We start from the raw sequence: 21,836 nt of genomic DNA on the forward strand, positions 1-21,836 counted from the left end.
ACATTATTATAAAATTTACAAATAGAAAAAACCAAAGGGGCCCCTTTGGTTTTTACATTTTTTTATGTTGTTTAGAAATTTTCTTCCATTTATCACGCTCTGCTCTGGCAAGGATTGCATCTTGTTTCCTCATAAAATACGCCAGTTCTCTTTGTAATTTTTTATAGCTTTTCAAACGATCTATCGTAATAAGTCCGTTTTCAATTGCACTATACACCGCGCATCCTGGTTCATTCTCATGCTTACAATCACGGAAACGACATGTTGTCGCAAGTTCTTCAATATCAGAGAATGCTGTTTGAATCGCTTCGCTGCCTTCCCAAAGTTGCAATTCCCTCATGCCAGGCGTATCAATCACGAGAGCGCCACTAGGCAATTGGAATAATTCTCGATGCGTTGTCGTATGCCTCCCCCTACTATCCTCTTCACGTATATCTCCCGTTTTTGCTACATCAATTCCTATTAGAGCATTTAACAAAGTTGACTTTCCTACCCCTGATGATCCAACTAAAGCAATTGTTTTCCCTGAAGAAACGAATTGTTTCAACGAATCTATACCTGTATGCTCTAAACTATCAACAACGAAAATAGGAACACCAATTGCTATAGCTTCCGTTTCTACAATTTTCTCTTCCACATCATTACATATACTACTCTTTGTTAAAACAATAACTGGCATAGCGCCGCTTTCATACGCTAATAATAAATAACGTTCCATCCTTCTAACATTAAAATCATGATTAAGTGCATTCACTAAAAATAAATAATCTACATTTGCTGCTATAATCTGTTCTTCTGTTCTTGTTCCAGCCTCTTGTCTTGAGAAAGAGCTTCTTCGCTGGAAAATACGATGAATAATCGCTTTCTTTTCATCTTCTATTTTCTTTATATACACCCAATCACCAACTGCTGGATAATCGCCTTTCGTAATCGCTTCATGCCGAAACTTCCCAGACAGTTCTGCCATATATTCACCATCATTACAAATAATGCGATATATATGCTTATGCTCAAGTAAAATACGACCTACTTCATAATTTTTCTCTGTAACTTGTTCTTCAAAAAATGAATCCCAGCCGAAAGATTCTAAAATATTTTGATTCAAATAAATATCCTCCCTAGTTTGTACTAAGTGGAAGGATTGCGAATTACCTTATATAATATCGCCCTTTCCATCCACCTTTGTATTTGGTTGATTATTCATATAAGTTATTTTCGCCATAATACATCACCCCGTTCTTATTTTGATTATTCTCATTATATGGAATTCTCCTATAAAAAGCTACAATATTTTACGTAATTTTCAAATAACTTGTTTTTGAGCATTCTAATTTGTCCTCGATGACTAATTTCATCTTCTAGCACATGAAACCATAGATAGTGCTGGTTATATGCTACACCGTTAGGCCACTTTCTTTCTGACATGAGCCACTCATCACCTTGTTCACTTAAATACTTCAGAGATTCTTCTCGAACACTTTGTAGAAGTTGTACATAATACTTTATTTCATGACCACGGATTGCTCTACCCGCTTCCCCTAAATACAGTGCATCTTCCTATATTTCTAATTCTTCTTTTGTAAAGTCACGATCTTGAAATGAAATAAGCTGATGAACTTTTTCAATAGCTGCTATATGCTTTAATAAGGCGCCAATTGAATTTCCGCTGCTTTGCATAATTAAATCTAATTGCTCAACTGATAAATTTTTCACTTCGCCTAATGTTACAGCTCTCGTATGCTCAAGCAGGCTTACTAATTCCCCTATTTTTTTGTATAACCATCTACACTTCTTATTCGATAATCTATATTCATATCACGCACCCCTTTCTGCATTCATATTATTGTAAAAATGATTCATATAATAGACTGAAATCTATCTAAATTTTCTGTTATAATTAATTTGAATACAAAATATACCCAAACAAACTTTCTCAATATGCTTATATGAAATATTAAAAGGAATCAATATAAAATAATCGAATCTTATTCACTAAAAGGAGTGGATTCGATGGAAATGTATCAATGGCTAACCGCTGTTCTCGTTGGTGGCATTACCGGCTTCGTTTCCCATCTAATCAATAACCAAGGTAAGTTATTGCTTCCACGCCGTTTGAAAACATTTTTTCATTTTGGATTTTTAACTGATATTTTTACTGGTAGCCTAGCCGCACTTCTTGGGCTCGTTTTATTCGATGTCACCGCAATAAAAGAAATTATAAAAGTATCCATTGTAACTGCTATTTCCGGTCAAACTTTTTTACTACATCAAGCTCTTGGTGGCGAACAGGCTAAAAATACGCAAATTGGGAAAGCTGATGAGAAGATTCAAGAAATTGACAAATTATTGCGACGTTAGTGTATACTTTCTTTTAAAATTATTGTTATAATGAGAAATAAATATTTTCTATTGCGTCGTTTGTCAGGAGAAAGGGTGTTTCGTATGACAAAAAAGAAAATAGAAGATTTCTTAACAAACTCCGAAAAAGAGGAACTGCTAGAAAACTATAAATGTTTACGAGAAGCCCGCACAAAAAGCGAAGCTAACTATTTTGGCGAAGCAGTAAACCATCTATTAAATAAAGCAAAACAACGAATTATAAAAGATGCAGGTATACATGATGAAAATGCTGCAACTGTTCAATCAAAGAGAAAAGCACTGTTTTAGCTACATTAGCTAAAACAGTGCTTTTTATTACAATACTTTTCACATTACTTTCACATCTATTTCACAAATATAAGTAGTCCGATATGCTAAACTAAGTATATCCTTTTCCAAGGAACTATATGCCGATATACAAATCCCTATCTTTATAGGGATTTTTATTTTTTGATTCCTCATAACTTTGTTACAATACATTTCTTCTACTATCTCTATACTTTTAGTAACCACTTTAATTAAAAGCACATTCATGTATTCACACTCTTATTAATTCTGATTTATGAAATATTTATACAAGCTTTATGATGCAATTCCTGTTTCACTATTTTCAGTAAGTTTTTCACTTTTTCTAAACAAAAATAAAGCTCCTATATATAGTAACGCAGTAAAACTACCTATAAGTATAAAATTGTGAGATGTTGCAAATAACATTCCAGCTATTGCCGCATCAATCATTTGACCAATGTACATAGAAGCATTTGCAAGCACGGCTCCTGTTCCTCTTGCTACACTAGACATGTTTTGTAAGTGCCTCATCATTAATACAAACAAAATTCCTGTCACAAAAAATAAAACAAAGAAAAAGTATTCAACAACAATAAGACTCTTTAAATAGGGAAGTATTACATGCGACAGAGCCATAAAAAAAAAACATCTCATATTCATATGAGATGTTTTTTTTTATGGCTATTCTTTTAATAAATCTATTAATCCATTCCCTTCAGATGTACGTTCGTACCCTAAAGGTACAGTTCTTTTAATGAGTTGTGCATATATTTCCGGCTCCGATAACTTTCGACCGTATTCTTTCTCACACTGTTTAATGAGCAAGGCGAGCGCTCCAGCAACATGCGGCGTCGCCATGGAAGTTCCACTTAGCACAGCATATTTTCCTTCTGGATACGTAGATAATATTTCATCACCTGGCGCTACTAGATCAATTTCTTGATTTGAATTACTAAAACATGCAATCTTCCTCTCTAAATTAACGGCACCAACTTCAATTACCTCGGAGTACGCACCCGGAAAGTCTAGTTCCTCTGTTTCATCATCGCAATCTCCATTATTTCCAGCAGCACATACAACGAGAACATCCTGCTTTACCGCATTTTGAATTGCTTCATGTAATTCTGGAACATCTTGCGGACCACCAAGTGACATTGAAATAATTCTCACTTTCTCTTGATTCGGCCCTCTCCAATTTACAGCATAATGAATCGCCTCAATAATTTGCTCATAACTTCCAGAACCATCTCCCGCTAAAACTTTTAATACTAACATTTTAGCAAGTGGTGCAACTCCTAATACACCGACACCATTTTCAGTCGCGGCAATCGTTCCCGCAACATGAGTACCATGTCCGTTATTATCAAGATACACATTTGGATCAGCTTCATAATCTTTTGTGAAATTTCTTCCGCCGATAATACGATCTTTTAAATCTATATGATTAGTATCACACCCTGTATCTAATACGGCAACGACTACATCTTGCCCCTTCACACTCTTTTCCCATACTTGCGGAGCGTGAATCAGTTGTACACCTGGTGGAATTTCATTTACTTGTTCTACCACCTTATTTACGGTAAACGGAATCAATTGTATACCTTTTTGTTTATTCACTGTACTACTCATCGTAATCCCTCCTGAAAATGTATTATTTTCATTTCAGACCACTTTTGAATACGTGTAAATGTAACATTCGTTTTATTCTTTTTGTTTTCCTTCTTTTCAAATATTTCTCAACATCATTTACTACCTCTATAATACTTCTTTATTTTCCCTATGATTTGTAGGAAGTAACAACCCGAGTCGTTCAACTACTAACCAAAATAAGAGGACCAATTAATGGTCCTCTCACAGTCTTTTTAAAAGAATGATATGTAATTTGAAAAATAATATAAATTAAGACTAAACCTCACTCTTGTTTAAAAACTTTTCTATTTCTTTTACTAAATATTCCGCTCCCTCTATGCCAACTGTAATATTTCCATTTGCTAATGTAATATTCTGCCCTGAAACATCACCTGTGATTTGGCAAGCATTGTAAGGTTGATATTTTTGTAAAATGATTTTATCTGCTTCTACAAAAATTTCAAGCGGTGATTTGATTTGTATTCCCAATACATCGCGTAATTCTTTAGGGATAACAATTCGTCCTAATTCGTCTACTTTTCGAATAACTCCTGTTGCTTTCATATTTCTCCCCCCTTACTCTCTATTAATTTTTTCACCTCGCTTTTTCCATTTTATCACTTTTTGACAATACTTGCCTCTTTTTAGAAAATTTTGTACTCGAGTTAAAAAAACACATTTAATGCATACGTAATCTCTCTTTCAATTGTTTTACATAACGGGATCTTATAAGTAAGAAGTATACAACTTGAATACCTATGAAAATACTTAATACAACTGTATTTTCTTTAAACAATGAGTACTCAAACATTTGCCCTAACGCCGTTAAAGCTACTGCTCCATGTAATGTTGCAACACCAATTGGAACGAAGAATAAAAGCGCCAATCGAATTGTAACTACCTTCGATAATTCCCTACTTGTCAATCCAACTTTACGAATCATTTCGAACAAACGAACATCATCCTCCAAATCGGAGAATAAACGGAAGTAAAGGAAACTTCCTGCGCAAACGAAAAATACTATACCAATAAAGAAACCTACAAATAAAATCGGTCCTGCAATTTGTAAACTTTGGTTTTGCTCGTACTCTTCCGCACTAAACGTTGAATATTCTTGATACGGTTTAATTTGATGCGTAAGCTCTTTACCAATTTCAATCTCATCTTTCGTTCTTTCAGTTTTATACATATAATCTTTTGTCTCTATAAACCCATCTTGTAATGAATCATATTGATTATTAGAGATTACATAAACATTTCCTCTTAATATTTTCCCCAATGAAGATGAAGTAACTTTTTTCACTTTTAAATTTTCATTCATATTAGGTAAAGTAATTTCTTTTCTTTCTTTCATCGTTGGCCCTGGTATATTAGCTGACAAAAATACAACTTCTTTATTTGCTACAGTATTAAATGGTTCTCCTGTTAACTTTGCATATTTCTTATAGTCTGATTCTTTTATAAAAATGGCGCTTCTTAACGACTGTTCCTCCGTTTTCTTTGTCGAAATATTAGTTTTTGAAGCTGCTATACTATGTTTCTTTAATCCTTTGTCAATCATTTGTATATGCTGTGATTCGTTACTATTCCCTTGCTTAGAATGGTAATGAAACGAAATCGGTCTCTCCATTATCCCTTTCGTCATGGATGCGAAGCCAACTAATGTCCCTATTGCGGAAAATGCTACAGTAGAAATAATGGTTACAATAAAGAACATTCTTGCGTTATCTCTCATGCGATACGCTAAATCTGATAACGTAATAATATTAGTCTGTGTCCAATAGAAACGTTTACTTTTTTTACATAATCGAATAATAAAGACACTCAGCTGCTTGTACAACAAATACGTCCCAATAATAACTACCGTTGTAACAGGAATCATCATAATAAATACCATTGCTCCATGTGATAGAAGAGCTCCTACATAGCCAGCACTAAGCAATACTACTGCTAATATGGAAGAAATGATTGATGCTTTCGGTTCAGGTTTCGCCTCTGCCGATCCTCTAAACAACTTCATAATCTTATTTTTACGAATCATTCCTGCACTAAACAATGATATGATCATAAATAAAATAAAAAACATAATACTCGTTACAACAATTGCTTTCATCGGTATGTAATAGGATAAGGAGATATCTAGTTTCAATATCATCGGAGCGACAAATAGTAATACCCCTGAAAATAACATACCTGAAAGAATACCAAAAATAATTGCCCCTATTCCAATCATAATATTTTCAAAAAAGATTAGACGCTTTAATTGATATTTCGTCATACCTAACATCATTAAAATTCCTAGTTCACGCTTTCTCGTTTTTAAAAACATTCCCATCGAATATAAAATAAAGAAGAATGTAAATAAGTAAATAATAGACTGTGCAAAAGACATACTTACGAATACGTACTGACCTAATTCTCCTGCACTTAATGCCGGATGAAACGCAAAAAATGAATACACAAAAAAGGCCATAATTGCAAATGCACTACTCAAAAAATAGGCTGAGTATGTCCGTCTATTTCGGGTTACATTCCGATATGCTAGTTCTCTAATGTTCATATTACTTCTCCGCCCTTCTACTATCTATGTTTTTATATTAGTAAAGTGCGGAAATACCTTCCATCGATTCAAATGACAAAAACCTTACATTTTTGAAAGGTTTAAAAAAATTGCTTATACGTAGTACTTTATTTATAATGACTACATTCATATTCATACACACATCCTATTGTATATTCGTTAATTTTGCGAAATAATAAAGGATAGAAGTATGTACCATTATACATATAAACTTAATTACCGCTTTAATATGAATAGGAGGAAACATAATGACATTACAAGAACAGATTATGAAAGCATTACATGTTCAGCCTGTAATTGATCCAAAAGTTGAAATTCGTAAACGAGTTGATTTCTTAAAGGATTATGTAAAAAAAACAGGTGCAAAAGGATTTGTACTTGGTATTAGCGGCGGACAAGACTCTACATTAGCAGGACGCTTAGCACAACTTGCAGTTGAAGAAATTCGTAACGAAGGTGGTAATGCAACGTTTATCGCCGTGCGTCTTCCTTATAAAGTACAAAAAGATGAAGATGATGCACAATTAGCATTACAATTCATTCAAGCAGATCAATCTGTTGCATTTGATATTGCTTCAACTGTTGATGCTTTTTCAAATCAATATGAAAACTTATTGGGTGAATCATTAACAGATTTCAATAAAGGTAACGTGAAAGCACGTATCCGTATGGTTACTCAATATGCAATTGGTGGACAAAAAGGGCTACTTGTTATCGGAACAGATCACGCTGCAGAAGCTGTAACAGGGTTCTTTACAAAATTCGGAGATGGTGGTGCAGATTTATTACCATTAACGGGATTAACGAAGCGCCAAGGACGTGCATTATTACAAGAGTTAGGCGCAGACGAGCGACTGTACTTAAAAATGCCAACAGCTGATTTATTAGATGAAAAACCAGGTCAAGCTGATGAAACAGAGTTAGGTATTACTTATGATCAATTAGATGATTATTTAGAAGGTAAAGCAGTTCCAGCTGACGTTGCAGAGAAAATTGAAAAACGTTACACAGTGAGTGAGCATAAAAGACAAGTACCAGCGTCAATGTTTGATGATTGGTGGAAATAAATTAAACATAAAAAAGAAGCTAATCTTCATTTAGCTTCTTTTTTATATGTTAACGATATACCCCTACTCTTTTCTCCAATAAATCTTGCAGGCAATCTTCATGTTGTTTACAAAATAACGGTGGCATGTCGTCTAACGGGAAAAACTTCAAATCCAACGTTTCATCACCATCTACTTTTTTGTCACCTCCAACTATTGAGAATGAAAAGAACATCACAATTGACTGGGCCTTGTCTCCATTTGGATATGATTGAAAATATTTTGTATACACTCCAATAAGCTCATTTATTTCTACATCATACCCGGTTTCTTCTTTTATTTCTCGGATTGCAGTTTCCGCAGCTGATTCTCCTATCTCCATTGCACCACCTGGAAATCCCCAAGCGTTAAAGTCTCCTCTTTTTTGCAGTAATACTTCTCCTTCTTTATTAAATACACAACCACCGGCAAAGTTTAAGAAAACATAATCATGTCCTACTTTTTCACGTAATTCTTTTATATAATTGGCCATTCTCTTTCCCCTTTTCATACCTCTTCTATCGCTATTTCTTATCTTTTTCAAGCAATTCAATGATTCGATCTAGCTTCTGGTTCATATCAATCACGTGGTGTTTCTTTGCAGCACTGCTTTGTAATACTCTTCTAATAAACAAAGTAAATGATATGAAAAACAAAACGATAAGTCCGATTACTAAACAAGTATATATCAATGTAAAAATATTACTTTCGAACAAGTTCATTCAGCATTCACATCCTTATTCATTTATTCTATCACACAATTCTTAATATTCAAAAGCAATCAATTAATAAAAAAAGCACCTTTTACAGATGCTTTTTCCCATTGCTTAATACGTAAATGTAATTGTCGCTAATGAATAACCCGCCAATGCACTGTAAGGCGCTACTTGATAAGACACACGCTTTGCACCTTTTGGCCAATTTATTTCATTTAATACTTTCTTTATATCTTGCATCGTTCCATCCATGGACTGCTTATATCGCACTTCTACTTTTTCTGGCTTGGCTGCAAACTTTTGCTGCAACTTTTGCTTAAATTCATTATAATTTTCTGCTCCGTATTCTGCAGATAAGTATTGTAAATTTGTTTCTTTTAACATCTGCTCATATACGACAGTTTTTGAGCTACCAGCTTTTATTTTATTTGTTAATTCACCAAAATAACTTGTAGTTGCCGCTGGATATTTGCTACGATCCCATTCATGATCTTTACTTAACTGTTCGTCAGACATATTAAAATATGAGTAAGTTGCACGCCCTGCTTTATCTGGTACTGGATCATCAAATGTAGTATCTAGGTGATACCATTTGTTTTCAATGTTCACTAAATTCCACGCGTGAGCTTGTCCGTTTCCTGTGCCTGTTACAATATGATTTTGAATACCTGCCTCTTTTAACAACTCATACGTCAATAATGTATATCCTTGGCAAACGGCAGAACGATTCGCTAATGCTTCATATGCTGTATACGCTTGATAAGACGTATCATAAGACACATGCTTAACAACGTAATCGTGAATAGCTTTTACTTTCTCATGCTCATCCATCCCTAGTTTTACAATTGATCCAACAATTGATTTCGCCTGAGCTTTTACATATTGAGTTTGTTCTTTTGATTCACGGTATTTTACTTGCAGTGTAAACGTATAGTCCCCTGGCATTCCTTTAATGGAATATCTAGTAGACGCTACATTATATTTTACATACTCATCAGCATCTACAATTTTATTAAACTCACCATACAATTGATCCATAATATTTCTAGCATTTCTATCTTTTGTTTTATATGTGATTGTAATATTTTCTTCTCGATTATCAATCTGTTTTTTTAATTCTTTTCTGAAATCATCTAATAACTTTACATCTGATTGTGCTGTCACTGTAGTCGGATTTGTAGCTGCATAAGATACAGATGACGCTTGTAAGCCTCCCATTACTATAGTTGAACAAAGTGCGGCAGCTGTCACATACTTACTTGTCTTTCCCATCTTGTCACTCCTTATATTCTATAACTATACGAAAAAGTATCGTATAGTTTCAGAGTATACAATACTTTTTCGTATAGGTCATATGAGATTATGCATATTAACTAATTCACATAAAAAGGTTGTTCTTTTTAAAAGAACAACCTTTTTTCATTAGCATGTTTGTAATACGCAGCATGTATTTTCAAAACGTTGATTTTTCAAATCTTCATTACTAATACAGAAATATAGCATCCCTAGTTCTCCCCAAACCATATTACAATTTTTATGATCTGAATCAATTTGGAATAAAAGAGTCATTTGCTGCGGGTCTACTCCCATATATTCTCCCGTCTCATATAACACTTCTTCTTGTACAGAGAATGGCTCGCCAAACATTTGATGGTTATCGTAGTTATCCGGAATTAGCTCTTCAAGTAATTGCAAGAAACGATCTGAATCAGCCTCATCTTCAATGAAAAGTTCTGGTAATTTGTATGTCAGTTCAAAAGTAATTGCACACTGGTTATATTTCGCTTGTACTTCATTTCCTCTTCGTAATTGCTCTACAGGAACATCATAATAAAGTACACGCCCAGCCTCTGTTAGCTTCACATTTTCTTCAAAATAATTTTCAATGCAAAAGAAATACAGCATCCCCGTCTTAGGAAGATTGTGATCCATACCAACGTTTTGTAAATCACTTAAGTTAAATTGCGCGATAAATTGTAGTGGATTTCCTTTATGCTTTGGATATTCAAATAAAGCTGGTAAATCAGGAACTCCTCCCATTTTCGAACTACCTATCGCAACAGTTTCCTGCTGCTTTGGCACAACTTTTATACAAGGAAATACAGTATTAATAAGTTCCTCTTTCAAGTGTGTTAGTTCATATTTATCAATTAATACTTCAATTTTTTTATTCATAAATTCTCCTTACATTTACATACTTATTTATATCATAGTACAAAGATTATACTTCATTCTTTACAAAATCAACAAGCCTCCAAAAAACGGGCTTATCCTTCGTACGCGAACAAGTTTAAAAAAGCATACTATACATTGTTCCTACAAACACGATAGTTCTTTAGTTCTTCCAGTACATTTTCCCCTCGTTCATTTTTATTTTTAATATAAGGAGGAATTCCACATGGGTTACGGATATAGTTGCGGCGGTTACGGTTACGGCGGTAGCTGTGGTGGTTGTGGTTACGGAGGTTTCGCTTTATTAATCGTTTTATTCATCCTTCTAATCATCATCGGAGCTAGCTGTTGGGGCGGCTTTGTAGGCTGCTAGTAAACTTAAAAACCATTGTAAAAAAGCACGTACAATACGTGCTTTTTTGCCATTTCCAAATCTTTCATTTGAAAGGAAGTATGTTTAATGAAGATTGATGGTGTTTTTGAAGGAGGCGGTGTGCGCGGTATTGCGCATGTTGGGGCAATTTGCGCGTTAGCCGAAAAAGGTTATGAATGGGAACGTGTAGCTGGAACATCAGCTGGTGCAATTATCGCGGCACTTTTAGCTGCAGGATATTCTTGTTCAGAGCTAAAAACCATTATAACTGATATCGATTATAACAAATTTACGAAGAAAACCTTTATTGACAAAATCCCCTTTATCGGAAAAGGACTAAGTGCATGGACTACTCTAGGTATATACTCTAATGTATTTATAGAAGAATGGATTGAAGAATTACTTCGAAAAAAAGGTGTTCATTTATTTACTGATTTACCGGATCTAAACAAACTCAAAATCATCGCTTCTGATATTAGTAATGGTAAAATGGTTGTCTTTCCTGACGACTTACCAAACTATGGATTTTTAAATTATCGCTTCTCTATCGCTAAAGCGGTAAGAATGAGTAGTACAATCCCCTTCTTCTTTGAACCCGTAAAATGGAGAACTCCAAAATGGAAGCAGCCTTGTTATATGGTTGACGGAGGAATTCTAAGTAATTATCCAATTTGGATCTTCGATTCACCTACCGCTCCTCGCTGGCCGACTTTCGGATTTCATTTTGTAAAAGATGAGATTCAAGCTGACCCTGCTCACTATAACGAGCCTATTTCTATGTTCAAAGGACTATTTAAAACAATGATGCAAGCTCATGATTTACGTCATTTAGATAAGGAATCAAAAGCAAGAACGATTACAATTCCAACAGGAACGATTACAAGTACTAATTTTGAACTGACGAAGGAAGAAAAAGACTGGCTTTACAATTCTGGTTATAACTCTGCTAATAAATTTTTACAAGCTTGGAACTTTAGGCAATATATTGATGAGTATAGAAAAGGAAATCAAGACCGAAAGACAAATCGATTTTTTCGTCAACTTGACTCATAATATTATTACTTTGCGTATAAATACGAGAACGTTTAACAACTTAATAGTAAATAAGCCTAGTAAATTCTTATATTACTAGACTTATTTACTTCCTATATAATCTCATACATTGTTTAAGGATACGTTAAGCCTTCGGCTTCTTCTGCAGTTATAACTATGTAACGATTTCCCGTTCTTAATCCTAACAGTTCTGCTTTTTCAATCGCCTCTTGCTTCGTCTCCGCATAAGCAGCTAAATATTTTTCTCCATTGATCATTTGGCAAATTACATATTGTTTCATTACTTTCTCCTCTTACTTTTTCATTAGTTGTGCAAGTTTTTTTATACCTATTTCAATTTCTTCTAACGTTGCGTATGAATACGATAGGCGCAAAAATTGATTTGCACTTCTATCATATAAAGTACCTGGGTTTAATAAAACCTTTTCTTGCAGAGCTTTATCAAATAAACTGCGATATGAAATGGGTACTTTTATATGTACCCATATATAAAACCCGCCTGTTGGTTCATGCCAAGTTGCTATTTCACGAAGATATTTATCTAACATTAGTAACATAAAATCTCTTCGTTTTTTCAATTCACTTCTTACAAATCGCAAATGCTCATCATATAGACCATTTGTAAACCACTCTGCTGCAATTTGCTGGGATATAGTGCTTGAACCATAATCTGTTTGCATCTTTATGTCTGACAATCTTTGAATTACTGGCTCGGGTCCAACAATCCATCCAATTCTTAAACCTGGACTAATTACTTTGGACATGCTTCCAATATGTAGTACGATTCCATTTTTATCATAGGCTTTTAAAGGTTTCGAACTAGGTGCATCAAACCATAAGTCTTGATACACTGCGTCCTCTATAATAGGTAATCCAATTTCATTACATATTTCCATCACTTCTATTCGTTTCTTCGCATTCATACTAAAGTTCGTTGGATTATGAAAAGACGGGATTGTATATAAAATAGAGGCATTAAATTGCTTCTTATATTTCTTAATATATGATGTATGTAACCCGCTTTCATCCATTGGGATTCCAATTAAACGTACTCCTGCTGATTGAAAAACATTAAGCGAATATAAATAGGATGGTTTCTCTAATAAGATTGATGCCCCTTTCGAAAGAAGCCCCATAGAAATAAGTTGCAGCGCTTGAATTGCTCCTGAAACAATTAATATAGAGTCAGGAGATACATATACGCCATGCTCCTTTAAGTATTCGGAAATCTTTTCCCTTAAATAAAGATTTCCTTTCGGCTCTTCATACCCAAGCGTCACATTTGACTTTAAAAGGTTATTCATAATTTCTTTCATCTTTTTCTCAGGTAAGAGACTCGGCGCGAGCTCACCTGTTCCTAACCGAATTACATGTGGGTAAAATTCAGCTTGATTAATCTCTTGAATAGCTGGGAGATTCGGATAATGAAGTCCTGTTTCTACATAAGACTGCCAATTAGGCGGGGGTGCGTAAGTTGAAACATTCTCATTATTATTTACAACAATTGTTCCTTTCCTGCCATTCCCTTCAATATATCCCTTCGCAACTAGTTCATCGAAAGCCATTACAATTGTGCTTCGATTCACACCAAATGTATGGGCCAAATCTCTTTGTGAAGGTAATTTCGTTCCAACGGTCCATTCTCCATTAACGATCCTTTCTTTTATATACGTTTCTATTTGTTTATACAGCGGCGTCGCTAGAGACATATCCGGTTTCCAAACGAATCTTTCCATCATATCACCTTATATTCTTTTTGGTTGGTAACCTCCCCAACCATATGGATGGATACAAATTTTCATTTCTTCTATACAATATACACTATCATAATGAATTAAAATAGGAGGTAATATGATGAGTGAAGCAATTATTCATGGTATCATTCTTGCATTTGGACTTATCATTCCATTAGGTGTACAAAATGTTTTTGTCTTTAACCAAGGTGCGAGCCAACCAAACATTTGGAGGGCAGCCCCTGTAGTATTAACTGCCTCTATATGTGATACGTTACTCATATTGATTGCAGTGCAAGGTGTCTCCCTTGTACTCCTTACTTTTTCTTGGCTAACTAACTCATTATATATAATTGGATTTTTCTTTCTCCTATACATGGGCTTTGTTATTTGGAGAAGTAGCCCTTCCAACGATGTAACACAAGAAAAAAGTATGCCCTTAAAAAAGCAAATCCTTTTCGCAGCATCAGTTTCGTTATTAAATCCACATGCTATTTTAGACACAATCGGTGTAATTGGAACAAATTCTATTCAATACATAGGAAGTGAAAAATGGGCTTTCATACTTGCAACTATTATCGTTTCTTGGATTTGGTTTATAAGCTTAGCTTTAGCGGGGAAATTTCTAAAAAGACTAGACTCAACCGGAAAGACAATTTTATTATTAAATAAATTTTCTGGTCTCATCATATGGGGTGTCGCACTTTATATGTTAAAACAAGTTATTTATTCTTAATGAACGAAAGAGAATTGCATGTTACTCAAAACATCATGCAATTCTCTTACAAATTATGAAGTAGGTTCCGGTTTCTGTTTTACCGCCTTTGCATCCTTTGCTGGTTTAATCCAAATGATTGCTATGACAGCACCAATGGCAGCGAAAATACTAGTCAAATAAAACACTTCATGGTCCGCCCCTTTCATGAAAAAAGAATATAAAGGTGGTCCAGCTGCTACACCGATAAATCGCATTGAACTGTAAAATGACGTAACTGTTCCCCTTTGCTCCTTTTCAATTCCTTGTGTAATGAGGGCATCTAAACATGGGAGTGCCATACCAATCCCTATCCCCATAATAACGAGACAAAGAAGTAGTAAATAAATCCCTTTTATAAATAAAGGAATGATGACTGATGCAGCTGCCATTAAAAAACCAATATAGATACACTTCTTCATAACATTTTGATTATCTCCAATTTTTTTACCGGCCATATATGAACTAAGTGACAGTACAAGTAACGGGATAGCAAGCACACACCCTTTCCATATACCATGAATGTCATACTTTGATTCCAGTATAGTCGACAAATAAAAGAGAATTCCGAATAAAATAAGCATAATAATTGCACCTAATGCAAAAATGGCAATTAACCATCTTCCTTTTTCTCGAAACGTAGACAGAATAGATTTTATAAACTCTTTAAGTGGTGGTACTTCTCCTTCTTGTTTCTTTGCCTTTACTAGAACAAGTAATAAAACAATTGATACTACGCATAAAATTGGAATCGCCCAAAATGGTAAGAACCATACAACGGCAGCAAGAGCAGACCCTAAAATAGGGCTCAGCACTTTCCCAAATGTATTGGATGTTTCTATGATTCCTAAACCTGTACTAACTTGTTTTTCGTCTTTGTATAAATCACCAACACACGGTATAACAACTGGCATTGCACCAGCAGCACCAATACCTTGAATCGCTCTACCAATCAATATCCAATTGTAGGGATTATCAACTTTCCAAGATACCCAACCAGTTATCGCTCCTCCTATAGCTGCAATCAGCAAACTCGGAACCATTACCATCTTTCGTCCCCATCTATCTGATAAATAACCAGCAATCGGTATAAGTAGAATGGCTACGATAGAGTAAATTGTAATAATCATGGATACTTGAAACGATGAAATATGTAATTTCTTTTCAATAGTCGGCAGAATTGGGATGAGCATTGAATTCCCTAATGTCATAACAAGTGGAACTGATGCAAGCGCAATTAAACAACAGTTTTCTTTTTTTAACATGTTGGCTTCGAAACCTTTCATCATATATTTCTTACCATATAATAGCCCCGCTGGAACGTAACTTTTCATTCCACCAGGGCTATTACATCTTTACTACTTCCCATTCACAACAAAAGAAATTGGGGAAATTATAGTATTATTCCTATTCTTTGAATCCAGTTCACAATATATCCATACCAATTAATTGAAAAAAAAAGAAAGGAAGAATCCTTCCTTTCTCCTATAACCTTCTACAATTAGCGAGTATATCCGCCACCAAGTTGTTGTTCTGCCATCGCTACAAGGCGTTTTGTAATTTCACCGCCTACAGAACCGTTTGCACGTGAAGAAGTATCAGCGCCAAGTTGTACACCAAACTCTTGTGCAATTTCATATTTCATTTGATCTAAAGCTGCTTGTGCTCCATGTGATGCTAATTGATTAGAATTACGATTTCTAGCCATTACCAATCACCTCCTTATTTATATATAAATTGTGTTAAATTCAAATTAAAATACATGGAAATTTTTGGTTATTTTTTACCATAAAAAAAGAGCCTCTAAAACGAGACTCTCACATCATTTCACATTACGAAGTTACTACTTCTAATTTTCTATTTATTAATACTTTCATTTCTTCTTTTAACATCTCTTTTGCATTATGTCCAAACCATTCTAAGGAAGCAAAAAGATCCGTACCTCTCACTTCCTGAATAATCTCATCATAATTTACAATACCTTCAAATAACGGAACCATACCAATACGACTTCCTGCTGCAGCATATACATTATTAGGTTCAAACACATGCAAATAATCCGCTGAAGATATATTCTTAAAATGGTAATGTAGTGTCCACGGCTTTAATCGATGGAAACTGTCTATTGGATCTGCGCCAGACTCCCATATATGAAGAAAATCAAGATTTATTTTTAAATTCGGATGATTTACTTCTTCTAATAGTTCTATAGTAGAAGGCAATGTGTCTGTTAGTGTATTGGGATGTGTTTCTAACAGCACATACATATTGTGCTGAGCAAACACATCACAAATCTTACGTATTCGCTTCACATACTCTTTTCTCTCTTGTTCCGAGAAGTCCTTGCTCCCTTTTTGCCCAGCAAACGTGCGAATTTTATTCGTATTAAACCAATTAGCTAGTACTACAAGTTGTTCACTTTTCTCTATCGTTTTTTCAAAATCTGCTGATAATGATATATCTAAGTAATCACTTATCATCGTAATTTCTAAGTTTTTATCCTTTAGAAAAGTCAATTCTCGTTCTGTCGTTTCGCGTTCTTGTATATACAAATTTTGTGCATGAGCCCCCCACAATTCAATTCCTTCAAAACCGTTTTCATATGCAAATTGAACAATATCAGTAAATGAAATTAATTGATGACGAAATGAAATGGTACATAGCGAATATTTCATAGCATTAAACTCCCCTATCTTAAATTCAGTTAGCTTATTAAAAAGTTGCGACAGACTGATTTGTTTTCATACCTTTCCATGATAGAAACTGTCTCTCTAATTCCTTCTTAATTTGCAGTTCAATTGCATTCATTTCATCCAGTTTTTCAATAATCGATACTAGCATACCTTTATTATTCGTCATTGCCATTTTAATTGCACGATACTGTACATTTGTAAATCCTTGTACAATATCCTCTACCCGATCACACCAATAATCAAATTCTTGCTCCGAATATTGCAACGTTTCACGGAAGTATGCAAAGGCATGCTCATAACTATATTTACGAATTGCAAGTACTGGTATTTGTTTTACTGCTGCTACAAGTCCAGAAAGCGCATATCCTTCTTCCTCATTTGCCATTTTTACAATTAAATTTTTCAGCTCCATAGTCAGTTCATTGTCGTTCTTTTTGAATGTTTCTGTGAAATAACTAGCTACTGTTTCTTGCGTTGGCTCCCCAATTCCTTCTATATCAATGAAATACCCTCCACCAAATGGGTTATCTTGAATAGAGTGAAGTACTTTTTCTCTTTCCATATTTCCTTCCCAACGAAAATCAGGATCTAGCATGAACCACTCTTCTTCTTTCTCTGTTTTTGATATCATTAAATAATGTGGAAACGGTTTTTGATGAAATTTATTTTCCCTCTCTGGTAATAGAGACATATCAACCATTACAATGACATAACGATTTTCCGGCTTGTTTTCTACTAATTCTAAAAACGTTTCTACATTGCTATCTTTATCTTTTGCATGATCATACCATTCGTTTACTTTAATACCGTACAATTTTTCAAACCAAAGTAAATAATGATCATGGTTAATGTTTTCAGAGTGATATGAAATAATTCCGCCTTCTGTTATATCAAAATCTCCATCCCATAGTCCAAAATAAAATGGACGAAAATCAATGTCGCTACGCCTTTTTATAATTTCACAAAAACAACTCACTAAACAGTGCACTTTAATTGAAGTCATACTCTCATCCACTTTCCTAAAGGTTAGTTATTCACATTTATTTCCTGTAACTCCTCCATAAAATCAAGCAAAGATCCTACAGTAAGAAATGCCTTTGGATCTACCTCATCCTCTGGAACGCATAGCTTTACATCCATTTCTATGTATACAATAAGCTGTAACATCATTACCGAATCTATATATAAATCTTGATTTAAGCGCATCGTTTCTTCTAAATGCGTTACATTTTTCAGTTCCATTTTTTCAATCATAATTTTTAACACGGCATTCTTTAACGCTTCCCGTCTCATGTTGTAACCTCTCCCATCTCTAGTAACTTTCTACTTACTTTTCCAGTTTTATTTTTAGGAATTTCATTTACACTGTCAATTTCATGGGGAACTTTATAAGAAGGTAAGTGCTGAATACACCATTCTCTTATTTGTACTGGATCAACATGAGAGATCACTTTCGCTTTAACTATTTCGCCCATGACAGGATGTTTCCCTCGATATACAATTGCCTCTTGAACACCTTCCAATCGAAGCATCGTTTCTTCTACCTCTATAGGAAAGACTTTTAATCCCGAAACATTAATTACATCGTCCATACGCCCCATAAAATGAATGCCACGCTCAGATTTATACCCTAAATCTTTCGTGAAGATTTCCTTATCATTCATTTTCACGACGATTTCTTCCGGTGCATTTTCATCTGAACCTATGCTTATACTCGCATGAGGTAGAGGGTTTCCTAAATCTAAATGGCTCTTCATATCATGACATATACTAATACAACCTGCTTCAGAACAACCATATTGCTGCATCATATATGTTGTCATTTCTTTTAGTTTATAAAATAGTGCTTCTGGCAAAGGCGATCCTGATGTCATAATTTTATGAAACTGGAACGTTCCTAATGGAAAACTCCCCATAATGTGTAACATAAGTGGTACTGCATATATAATATGTTTTTCTGTATTGCGAACTATATTTAATGCGAATTTAGGATTTTTATTCGTAATGATTACAGGCTGGCTCCCCCTCGTAATTGCTGATAAAGTACCACATATTAGTCCGTATGAATGTGAAACAGGAGCCATAACGATTGGCACTTCATCTACTTCACAGTTTAAAGCTTCATTATAAGCGGTAATTTCCGTATCAACTTCCGTCCATGCTCTACGAATTAGTTTCGGTTCCCCTGTAGTTCCAGAACTATATTGCAGTAAAGAAGGCTCTTCTAGTAAAAAGTTCCCTACTTCTAATTTTGTACAATCGCCATATTCTCCATATAAAATTCCTACACAATTTGCACGCTTTGCCATTTCAATAGCTGTTTCTTTTGGTGTATCTTCATGTATAAGTAATACTGATGATTTCTTTTCTTTTAAGAAAAACACAATCGTAATAATATCGAATGGATCTTTCAGACAAAGTGCAAATCTATTTCCTTCTGCTTCTTTAAATTGTTCCATTTCCTCATAAACTTGTAATCTCAATTCAAAATCACTTTTGCTATACTCTTGTTTATTAACGATTAGCATAATTTCCCCCTGTAACAGCTGATTTTTGTTTCATAAGTTGTCTTACTCTATACAATGGATTTGGAACTTCATGAACAAGCGATTCCACATCCATATATAATCGACGTTTCGTTAATTGTTCAGCATAGAATGTAGGTGCATATAATTGAATATTTTCAAATCTACCTTTCAAATGTGGATATATTCTTAAATGATTTTCAATTTCTTCAACAACCATCATCCAAAAATGTTCTTCTTTCAATCCATATTCATCCGCAAGTACGAATGCTAATTCTCCTAAATTAAACAGGAATAGTGCATCTAACACCATCTCTTGCAAACATTCAATGCGATCCATTTCAAAGAAATCATTCATTTTTCCATTCGCATATGTTTTATGCATTTTAGTAAAGTCGGGACATTTGTCAACCGTTTTCAAATATGGACGATAAAACTCAAGCCCTTCATGAAAATCCTTTAACGCAATACGAACAGGCACCCCTTCTTTATGAACTAGAATCATATTTTGTCCATGTGATTCCAGTGCGATGCCATGCTCTACAACAAGATGTATAACTGGTATTATCGCTTTTTGAATAAGTAATTGTAGCCAATCCTTCATTCCATATTTATTCAACCACGCATCAATAATTGGTGTACCATCTTTCTCTTTAGCGTATAAACCATTAAAAGGAATTGCATCTTCTTGTGCATCTAAATACTTATGAATGCTTTCGCGCCAAATACATCCTAATGAACCATATATAGCTTTTTTATTCGTGTCATACGTTACACTGGAAAACTCATTTAACAAGATTAAACGTGCTTCATCCATTAAATAGGCGTCATTACTTACAACATCATTTAACCAATTTGATATTGCTGGTGCACTCACAACAGAGTATGGTTTCAGCGTACGAAGTGTTGAAGTGTTGAGTAAATTCATCGATAATTTAACGTACGGTTTCTTTGGACTCGTAATATTTCTTAATGTTCTCATTGACTGTTGCGCGCAATAATCGTCCTCTGATGTTCCTAAATAAATAATAAATTTCCCCTGTATATGATCCGCATAATTTGAAATGATGAAATTCACCCACTGCCATGGGTGAACAGGTATAAACACGTACTGTTTTGGATTACATCCCTTATTACGAATTCGTTCCATAAATTCTTCTAATTTACGATCGCCAATCTCCTCTTTTAAAAGGTTGTTATACATCACTTCATTCTCATAACCTACAGTCGCATAATTCTTATGCGCTGCAATCCATATGAGTTTTATTGGCTGCATAAATTCATAACCATATTGAAAATTGTCACGATATTGAAATCCAACACGTGCTTTATAACTAGGATGATATGGATGGCCGTCTATTAAATGGCTTTCAAACTCATCGTAAGATTTTTGAGTATATTCTCTCTTATTATTTCTTTCATATTGTGCAATCGTGTCTTTAAATATTGTTTGTTCTAATTCGTGTATAAAAGAATCTAATTTAGCTTGTTCTACACTAGTAACCCGAAAAACTTCTTCTAGAAATTGCGAGACAGATTGTATTTCTTGCTGTTCATCTTGAACTCTTACTATTAATGAGTCTAACGAAATACGTCCAAATGTCATCCGTTCCCTGCCATAGCATTTGTACGTGACACTTTTGCCTTCTTCATCAAGTCCTTGTATTAGAAAAAGAAGTTGTTCTTCTTTTTCTATGCGAACCGGTGTAATAATCTCCTCATAAATTAACGATTCTACTAATTGACGTAGCACTCTTCTTCGTACTGAAATGTAATCTTCTGATTCGAGCGCCTTCAATACTTTCGTATGATACATGTCCACTCTCATAAAACCCTCCACTTTATGACAAAATAC

At 34.4% G+C, this 21,836-nt stretch carries 24 protein-coding genes and 2 pseudogenes; 6 read left to right on the forward strand and 20 right to left on the reverse strand.

Features of this window, described 5'->3' with window-relative positions; all coding sequences use genetic code 11:
- Positions 1-52 precede the first annotated feature (52 nt).
- Positions 53-1,105 carry a ribosome small subunit-dependent GTPase A gene (rsgA, locus tag ACTFR8_RS04550; protein ID WP_001073075.1) on the reverse strand — a complete coding sequence of 351 codons (1,053 nt, stop codon included), beginning with the start codon at positions 1,103-1,105 and terminating at the stop codon, positions 53-55.
- 167 nt (positions 1,106-1,272) lie between these two features.
- Positions 1,273-1,814: pseudogene (locus ACTFR8_RS04555) on the reverse strand (DinB family protein).
- 196 nt (positions 1,815-2,010) lie between these two features.
- Here ACTFR8_RS04555 and ACTFR8_RS04560 point away from each other — a divergent pair.
- A complete protein-coding gene (locus tag ACTFR8_RS04560; protein WP_000426317.1) occupies positions 2,011-2,358 on the forward strand; it encodes a DUF4257 domain-containing protein in 348 nt (115 codons plus the stop codon).
- 84 nt (positions 2,359-2,442) lie between these two features.
- Complete coding sequence (locus tag ACTFR8_RS04565) at positions 2,443-2,667, forward strand: hypothetical protein (RefSeq protein WP_000162602.1); 225 nt, start codon at positions 2,443-2,445, stop codon at positions 2,665-2,667.
- A gap of 39 nt (positions 2,668-2,706) precedes the next feature.
- Here ACTFR8_RS04565 and ACTFR8_RS04570 read toward each other — a convergent pair whose 3' ends face one another.
- From ACTFR8_RS04570 to ACTFR8_RS04590, 5 genes and pseudogenes are all read right to left on the reverse strand, one after another.
- Positions 2,707-2,913 carry a hypothetical protein gene (locus ACTFR8_RS04570; protein WP_001101740.1) on the reverse strand — a complete coding sequence of 69 codons (207 nt, stop codon included), beginning with the start codon at positions 2,911-2,913 and terminating at the stop codon, positions 2,707-2,709.
- Between the two features lie 48 nt (positions 2,914-2,961).
- A pseudogene (locus tag ACTFR8_RS04575) lies at positions 2,962-3,291 on the reverse strand (MFS transporter permease); the annotation flags it as partial.
- Between the two features lie 57 nt (positions 3,292-3,348).
- Positions 3,349-4,296, reverse strand: coding sequence for a serine protease (locus tag ACTFR8_RS04580; protein ID WP_000099756.1), 948 nt, complete (start codon positions 4,294-4,296; stop codon positions 3,349-3,351).
- A 276-nt stretch (positions 4,297-4,572) separates the two neighbouring features.
- On the reverse strand, positions 4,573-4,860 hold the full coding sequence (locus ACTFR8_RS04585) for an AbrB/MazE/SpoVT family DNA-binding domain-containing protein (protein ID WP_000648325.1): 288 nt from the start codon (positions 4,858-4,860) through the stop codon (positions 4,573-4,575).
- A gap of 115 nt (positions 4,861-4,975) precedes the next feature.
- Positions 4,976-6,856: an FtsX-like permease family protein gene (locus ACTFR8_RS04590; protein ID WP_001026001.1), complete on the reverse strand. Its 1,881-nt coding sequence runs from the start codon at positions 6,854-6,856 to the stop codon at positions 4,976-4,978.
- Between the two features lie 269 nt (positions 6,857-7,125).
- On the opposite strand from ACTFR8_RS04590, the gene nadE reads away from it, so the two are divergent.
- Entirely contained in the window at positions 7,126-7,944 is an 819-nt protein-coding gene (gene nadE / locus ACTFR8_RS04595) for an ammonia-dependent NAD(+) synthetase (RefSeq protein WP_000174901.1), read from the forward strand.
- Positions 7,945-7,993: 49 nt separating this feature from the next.
- Here nadE and ACTFR8_RS04600 read toward each other — a convergent pair whose 3' ends face one another.
- The 4 genes from ACTFR8_RS04600 to ACTFR8_RS04615 form a co-directional block, all read right to left on the reverse strand.
- A complete protein-coding gene (locus ACTFR8_RS04600) occupies positions 7,994-8,455 on the reverse strand; it encodes an NUDIX hydrolase (RefSeq protein WP_000024999.1) in 462 nt (153 codons plus the stop codon).
- A gap of 31 nt (positions 8,456-8,486) precedes the next feature.
- Complete coding sequence (locus tag ACTFR8_RS04605) at positions 8,487-8,684, reverse strand: DUF4083 domain-containing protein (RefSeq protein ID WP_001048101.1); 198 nt, start codon at positions 8,682-8,684, stop codon at positions 8,487-8,489.
- Between the two features lie 105 nt (positions 8,685-8,789).
- Entirely contained in the window at positions 8,790-9,950 is a 1,161-nt protein-coding gene (locus tag ACTFR8_RS04610) for a transglutaminase domain-containing protein (RefSeq protein WP_000520854.1), read from the reverse strand.
- Between the two features lie 150 nt (positions 9,951-10,100).
- The gene (locus tag ACTFR8_RS04615; RefSeq protein WP_001034836.1) at positions 10,101-10,853 is read right to left on the reverse strand and encodes a YwqG family protein; all 753 of its coding nucleotides are present in this window, start codon (positions 10,851-10,853) and stop codon (positions 10,101-10,103) included.
- Positions 10,854-11,076: 223 nt separating this feature from the next.
- Here ACTFR8_RS04615 and ACTFR8_RS04620 point away from each other — a divergent pair, with 223 nt between their 5' ends.
- Both ACTFR8_RS04620 and ACTFR8_RS04625 read left to right on the forward strand, forming a co-directional pair.
- On the forward strand, positions 11,077-11,223 hold the full coding sequence (locus tag ACTFR8_RS04620; RefSeq protein WP_000540425.1) for a YjcZ family sporulation protein: 147 nt from the start codon (positions 11,077-11,079) through the stop codon (positions 11,221-11,223).
- Positions 11,224-11,310: 87 nt separating this feature from the next.
- Positions 11,311-12,276 (forward strand): patatin-like phospholipase family protein, encoded by a 966-nt coding sequence (locus ACTFR8_RS04625; protein ID WP_000686789.1) that lies wholly within the window; start codon positions 11,311-11,313, stop codon positions 12,274-12,276.
- A gap of 113 nt (positions 12,277-12,389) precedes the next feature.
- Here the strand turns inward: ACTFR8_RS04625 and ACTFR8_RS04630 are convergent, their stop codons facing one another.
- On the reverse strand, positions 12,390-12,557 hold the full coding sequence (locus ACTFR8_RS04630; protein ID WP_000816389.1) for a DUF3933 family protein: 168 nt from the start codon (positions 12,555-12,557) through the stop codon (positions 12,390-12,392).
- A gap of 12 nt (positions 12,558-12,569) precedes the next feature.
- A complete protein-coding gene (locus tag ACTFR8_RS04635; protein WP_000439399.1) occupies positions 12,570-14,012 on the reverse strand; it encodes an aminotransferase-like domain-containing protein in 1,443 nt (480 codons plus the stop codon).
- 118 nt (positions 14,013-14,130) lie between these two features.
- On the opposite strand from ACTFR8_RS04635, the gene ACTFR8_RS04640 reads away from it, so the two are divergent.
- Positions 14,131-14,745: a LysE/ArgO family amino acid transporter gene (locus ACTFR8_RS04640; protein ID WP_252209934.1), complete on the forward strand. Its 615-nt coding sequence runs from the start codon at positions 14,131-14,133 to the stop codon at positions 14,743-14,745.
- Positions 14,746-14,798: 53 nt separating this feature from the next.
- Here the strand turns inward: ACTFR8_RS04640 and ACTFR8_RS04645 are convergent, their stop codons facing one another.
- From ACTFR8_RS04645 to ACTFR8_RS04675, 7 genes are all read right to left on the reverse strand, one after another.
- Positions 14,799-16,028, reverse strand: a complete 1,230-nt coding sequence (locus ACTFR8_RS04645) for an MFS transporter (protein WP_033667350.1) — start codon at positions 16,026-16,028, stop codon at positions 14,799-14,801.
- Positions 16,029-16,264: 236 nt separating this feature from the next.
- Positions 16,265-16,471: an alpha/beta-type small acid-soluble spore protein gene (locus ACTFR8_RS04650; protein WP_000113545.1), complete on the reverse strand. Its 207-nt coding sequence runs from the start codon at positions 16,469-16,471 to the stop codon at positions 16,265-16,267.
- 124 nt (positions 16,472-16,595) lie between these two features.
- Positions 16,596-17,438 carry a sugar phosphate isomerase/epimerase family protein gene (locus ACTFR8_RS04655; protein ID WP_000877667.1) on the reverse strand — a complete coding sequence of 281 codons (843 nt, stop codon included), beginning with the start codon at positions 17,436-17,438 and terminating at the stop codon, positions 16,596-16,598.
- 37 nt (positions 17,439-17,475) lie between these two features.
- Positions 17,476-18,459 carry a DUF6005 family protein gene (locus ACTFR8_RS04660; RefSeq protein ID WP_000200704.1) on the reverse strand — a complete coding sequence of 328 codons (984 nt, stop codon included), beginning with the start codon at positions 18,457-18,459 and terminating at the stop codon, positions 17,476-17,478.
- Between the two features lie 23 nt (positions 18,460-18,482).
- Positions 18,483-18,749, reverse strand: coding sequence for a petrobactin biosynthesis protein AsbD (gene asbD / locus ACTFR8_RS04665; protein ID WP_001250561.1), 267 nt, complete (start codon positions 18,747-18,749; stop codon positions 18,483-18,485).
- Positions 18,746-19,984, reverse strand: coding sequence for an AMP-binding protein (locus tag ACTFR8_RS04670; RefSeq protein ID WP_000909568.1), 1,239 nt, complete (start codon positions 19,982-19,984; stop codon positions 18,746-18,748). The genes asbD and ACTFR8_RS04670 overlap by 4 nt, the downstream gene beginning before the upstream one ends.
- A complete protein-coding gene (locus ACTFR8_RS04675) occupies positions 19,971-21,809 on the reverse strand; it encodes an IucA/IucC family protein (RefSeq protein WP_252209932.1) in 1,839 nt (612 codons plus the stop codon). The genes ACTFR8_RS04670 and ACTFR8_RS04675 overlap by 14 nt, the downstream gene beginning before the upstream one ends.
- Between the last annotated feature and the right edge of the window lie 27 nt (positions 21,810-21,836).

The organism is Bacillus cereus group sp. MYBK15-3 (assembly GCF_051916765.1).
GTDB lineage: Bacteria > Bacillota > Bacilli > Bacillales > Bacillaceae_G > Bacillus_A > Bacillus_A cereus.

Bases quoted from the DNA above. Each gene is read 5' to 3' on its own strand.
- ACTFR8_RS04560 (WP_000426317.1), top strand. From the start codon at position 2,011: ATGGAAATGTATCAATGGCTAACCGCTGTTCTCGTTGGTGGCATTACC.
- ACTFR8_RS04565 (WP_000162602.1), top strand. From the start codon at position 2,443: ATGACAAAAAAGAAAATAGAAGATTTCTTAACAAACTCCGAAAAAGAG.
- ACTFR8_RS04570 (WP_001101740.1), bottom strand. From the start codon at position 2,913: ATGAATGTGCTTTTAATTAAAGTGGTTACTAAAAGTATAGAGATAGTA.
- ACTFR8_RS04580 (WP_000099756.1), bottom strand. From the start codon at position 4,296: ATGAGTAGTACAGTGAATAAACAAAAAGGTATACAATTGATTCCGTTT.
- ACTFR8_RS04585 (WP_000648325.1), bottom strand. From the start codon at position 4,860: ATGAAAGCAACAGGAGTTATTCGAAAAGTAGACGAATTAGGACGAATT.
- ACTFR8_RS04590 (WP_001026001.1), bottom strand. From the start codon at position 6,856: ATGAACATTAGAGAACTAGCATATCGGAATGTAACCCGAAATAGACGG.
- nadE (WP_000174901.1), top strand. From the start codon at position 7,126: ATGACATTACAAGAACAGATTATGAAAGCATTACATGTTCAGCCTGTA.
- ACTFR8_RS04600 (WP_000024999.1), bottom strand. From the start codon at position 8,455: ATGGCCAATTATATAAAAGAATTACGTGAAAAAGTAGGACATGATTAT.
- ACTFR8_RS04605 (WP_001048101.1), bottom strand. From the start codon at position 8,684: ATGAACTTGTTCGAAAGTAATATTTTTACATTGATATATACTTGTTTA.
- ACTFR8_RS04610 (WP_000520854.1), bottom strand. From the start codon at position 9,950: ATGGGAAAGACAAGTAAGTATGTGACAGCTGCCGCACTTTGTTCAACT.
- ACTFR8_RS04615 (WP_001034836.1), bottom strand. From the start codon at position 10,853: ATGAATAAAAAAATTGAAGTATTAATTGATAAATATGAACTAACACAC.
- ACTFR8_RS04620 (WP_000540425.1), top strand. From the start codon at position 11,077: ATGGGTTACGGATATAGTTGCGGCGGTTACGGTTACGGCGGTAGCTGT.
- ACTFR8_RS04625 (WP_000686789.1), top strand. From the start codon at position 11,311: ATGAAGATTGATGGTGTTTTTGAAGGAGGCGGTGTGCGCGGTATTGCG.
- ACTFR8_RS04630 (WP_000816389.1), bottom strand. From the start codon at position 12,557: ATGAAACAATATGTAATTTGCCAAATGATCAATGGAGAAAAATATTTA.
- ACTFR8_RS04635 (WP_000439399.1), bottom strand. From the start codon at position 14,012: ATGGAAAGATTCGTTTGGAAACCGGATATGTCTCTAGCGACGCCGCTG.
- ACTFR8_RS04640 (WP_252209934.1), top strand. From the start codon at position 14,131: ATGAGTGAAGCAATTATTCATGGTATCATTCTTGCATTTGGACTTATC.
- ACTFR8_RS04645 (WP_033667350.1), bottom strand. From the start codon at position 16,028: ATGTTAAAAAAAGAAAACTGTTGTTTAATTGCGCTTGCATCAGTTCCA.
- ACTFR8_RS04650 (WP_000113545.1), bottom strand. From the start codon at position 16,471: ATGGCTAGAAATCGTAATTCTAATCAATTAGCATCACATGGAGCACAA.
- ACTFR8_RS04655 (WP_000877667.1), bottom strand. From the start codon at position 17,438: ATGAAATATTCGCTATGTACCATTTCATTTCGTCATCAATTAATTTCA.
- ACTFR8_RS04660 (WP_000200704.1), bottom strand. From the start codon at position 18,459: ATGACTTCAATTAAAGTGCACTGTTTAGTGAGTTGTTTTTGTGAAATT.
- asbD (WP_001250561.1), bottom strand. From the start codon at position 18,749: ATGAGACGGGAAGCGTTAAAGAATGCCGTGTTAAAAATTATGATTGAA.
- ACTFR8_RS04670 (WP_000909568.1), bottom strand. From the start codon at position 19,984: ATGCTAATCGTTAATAAACAAGAGTATAGCAAAAGTGATTTTGAATTG.
- ACTFR8_RS04675 (WP_252209932.1), bottom strand. From the start codon at position 21,809: ATGAGAGTGGACATGTATCATACGAAAGTATTGAAGGCGCTCGAATCA.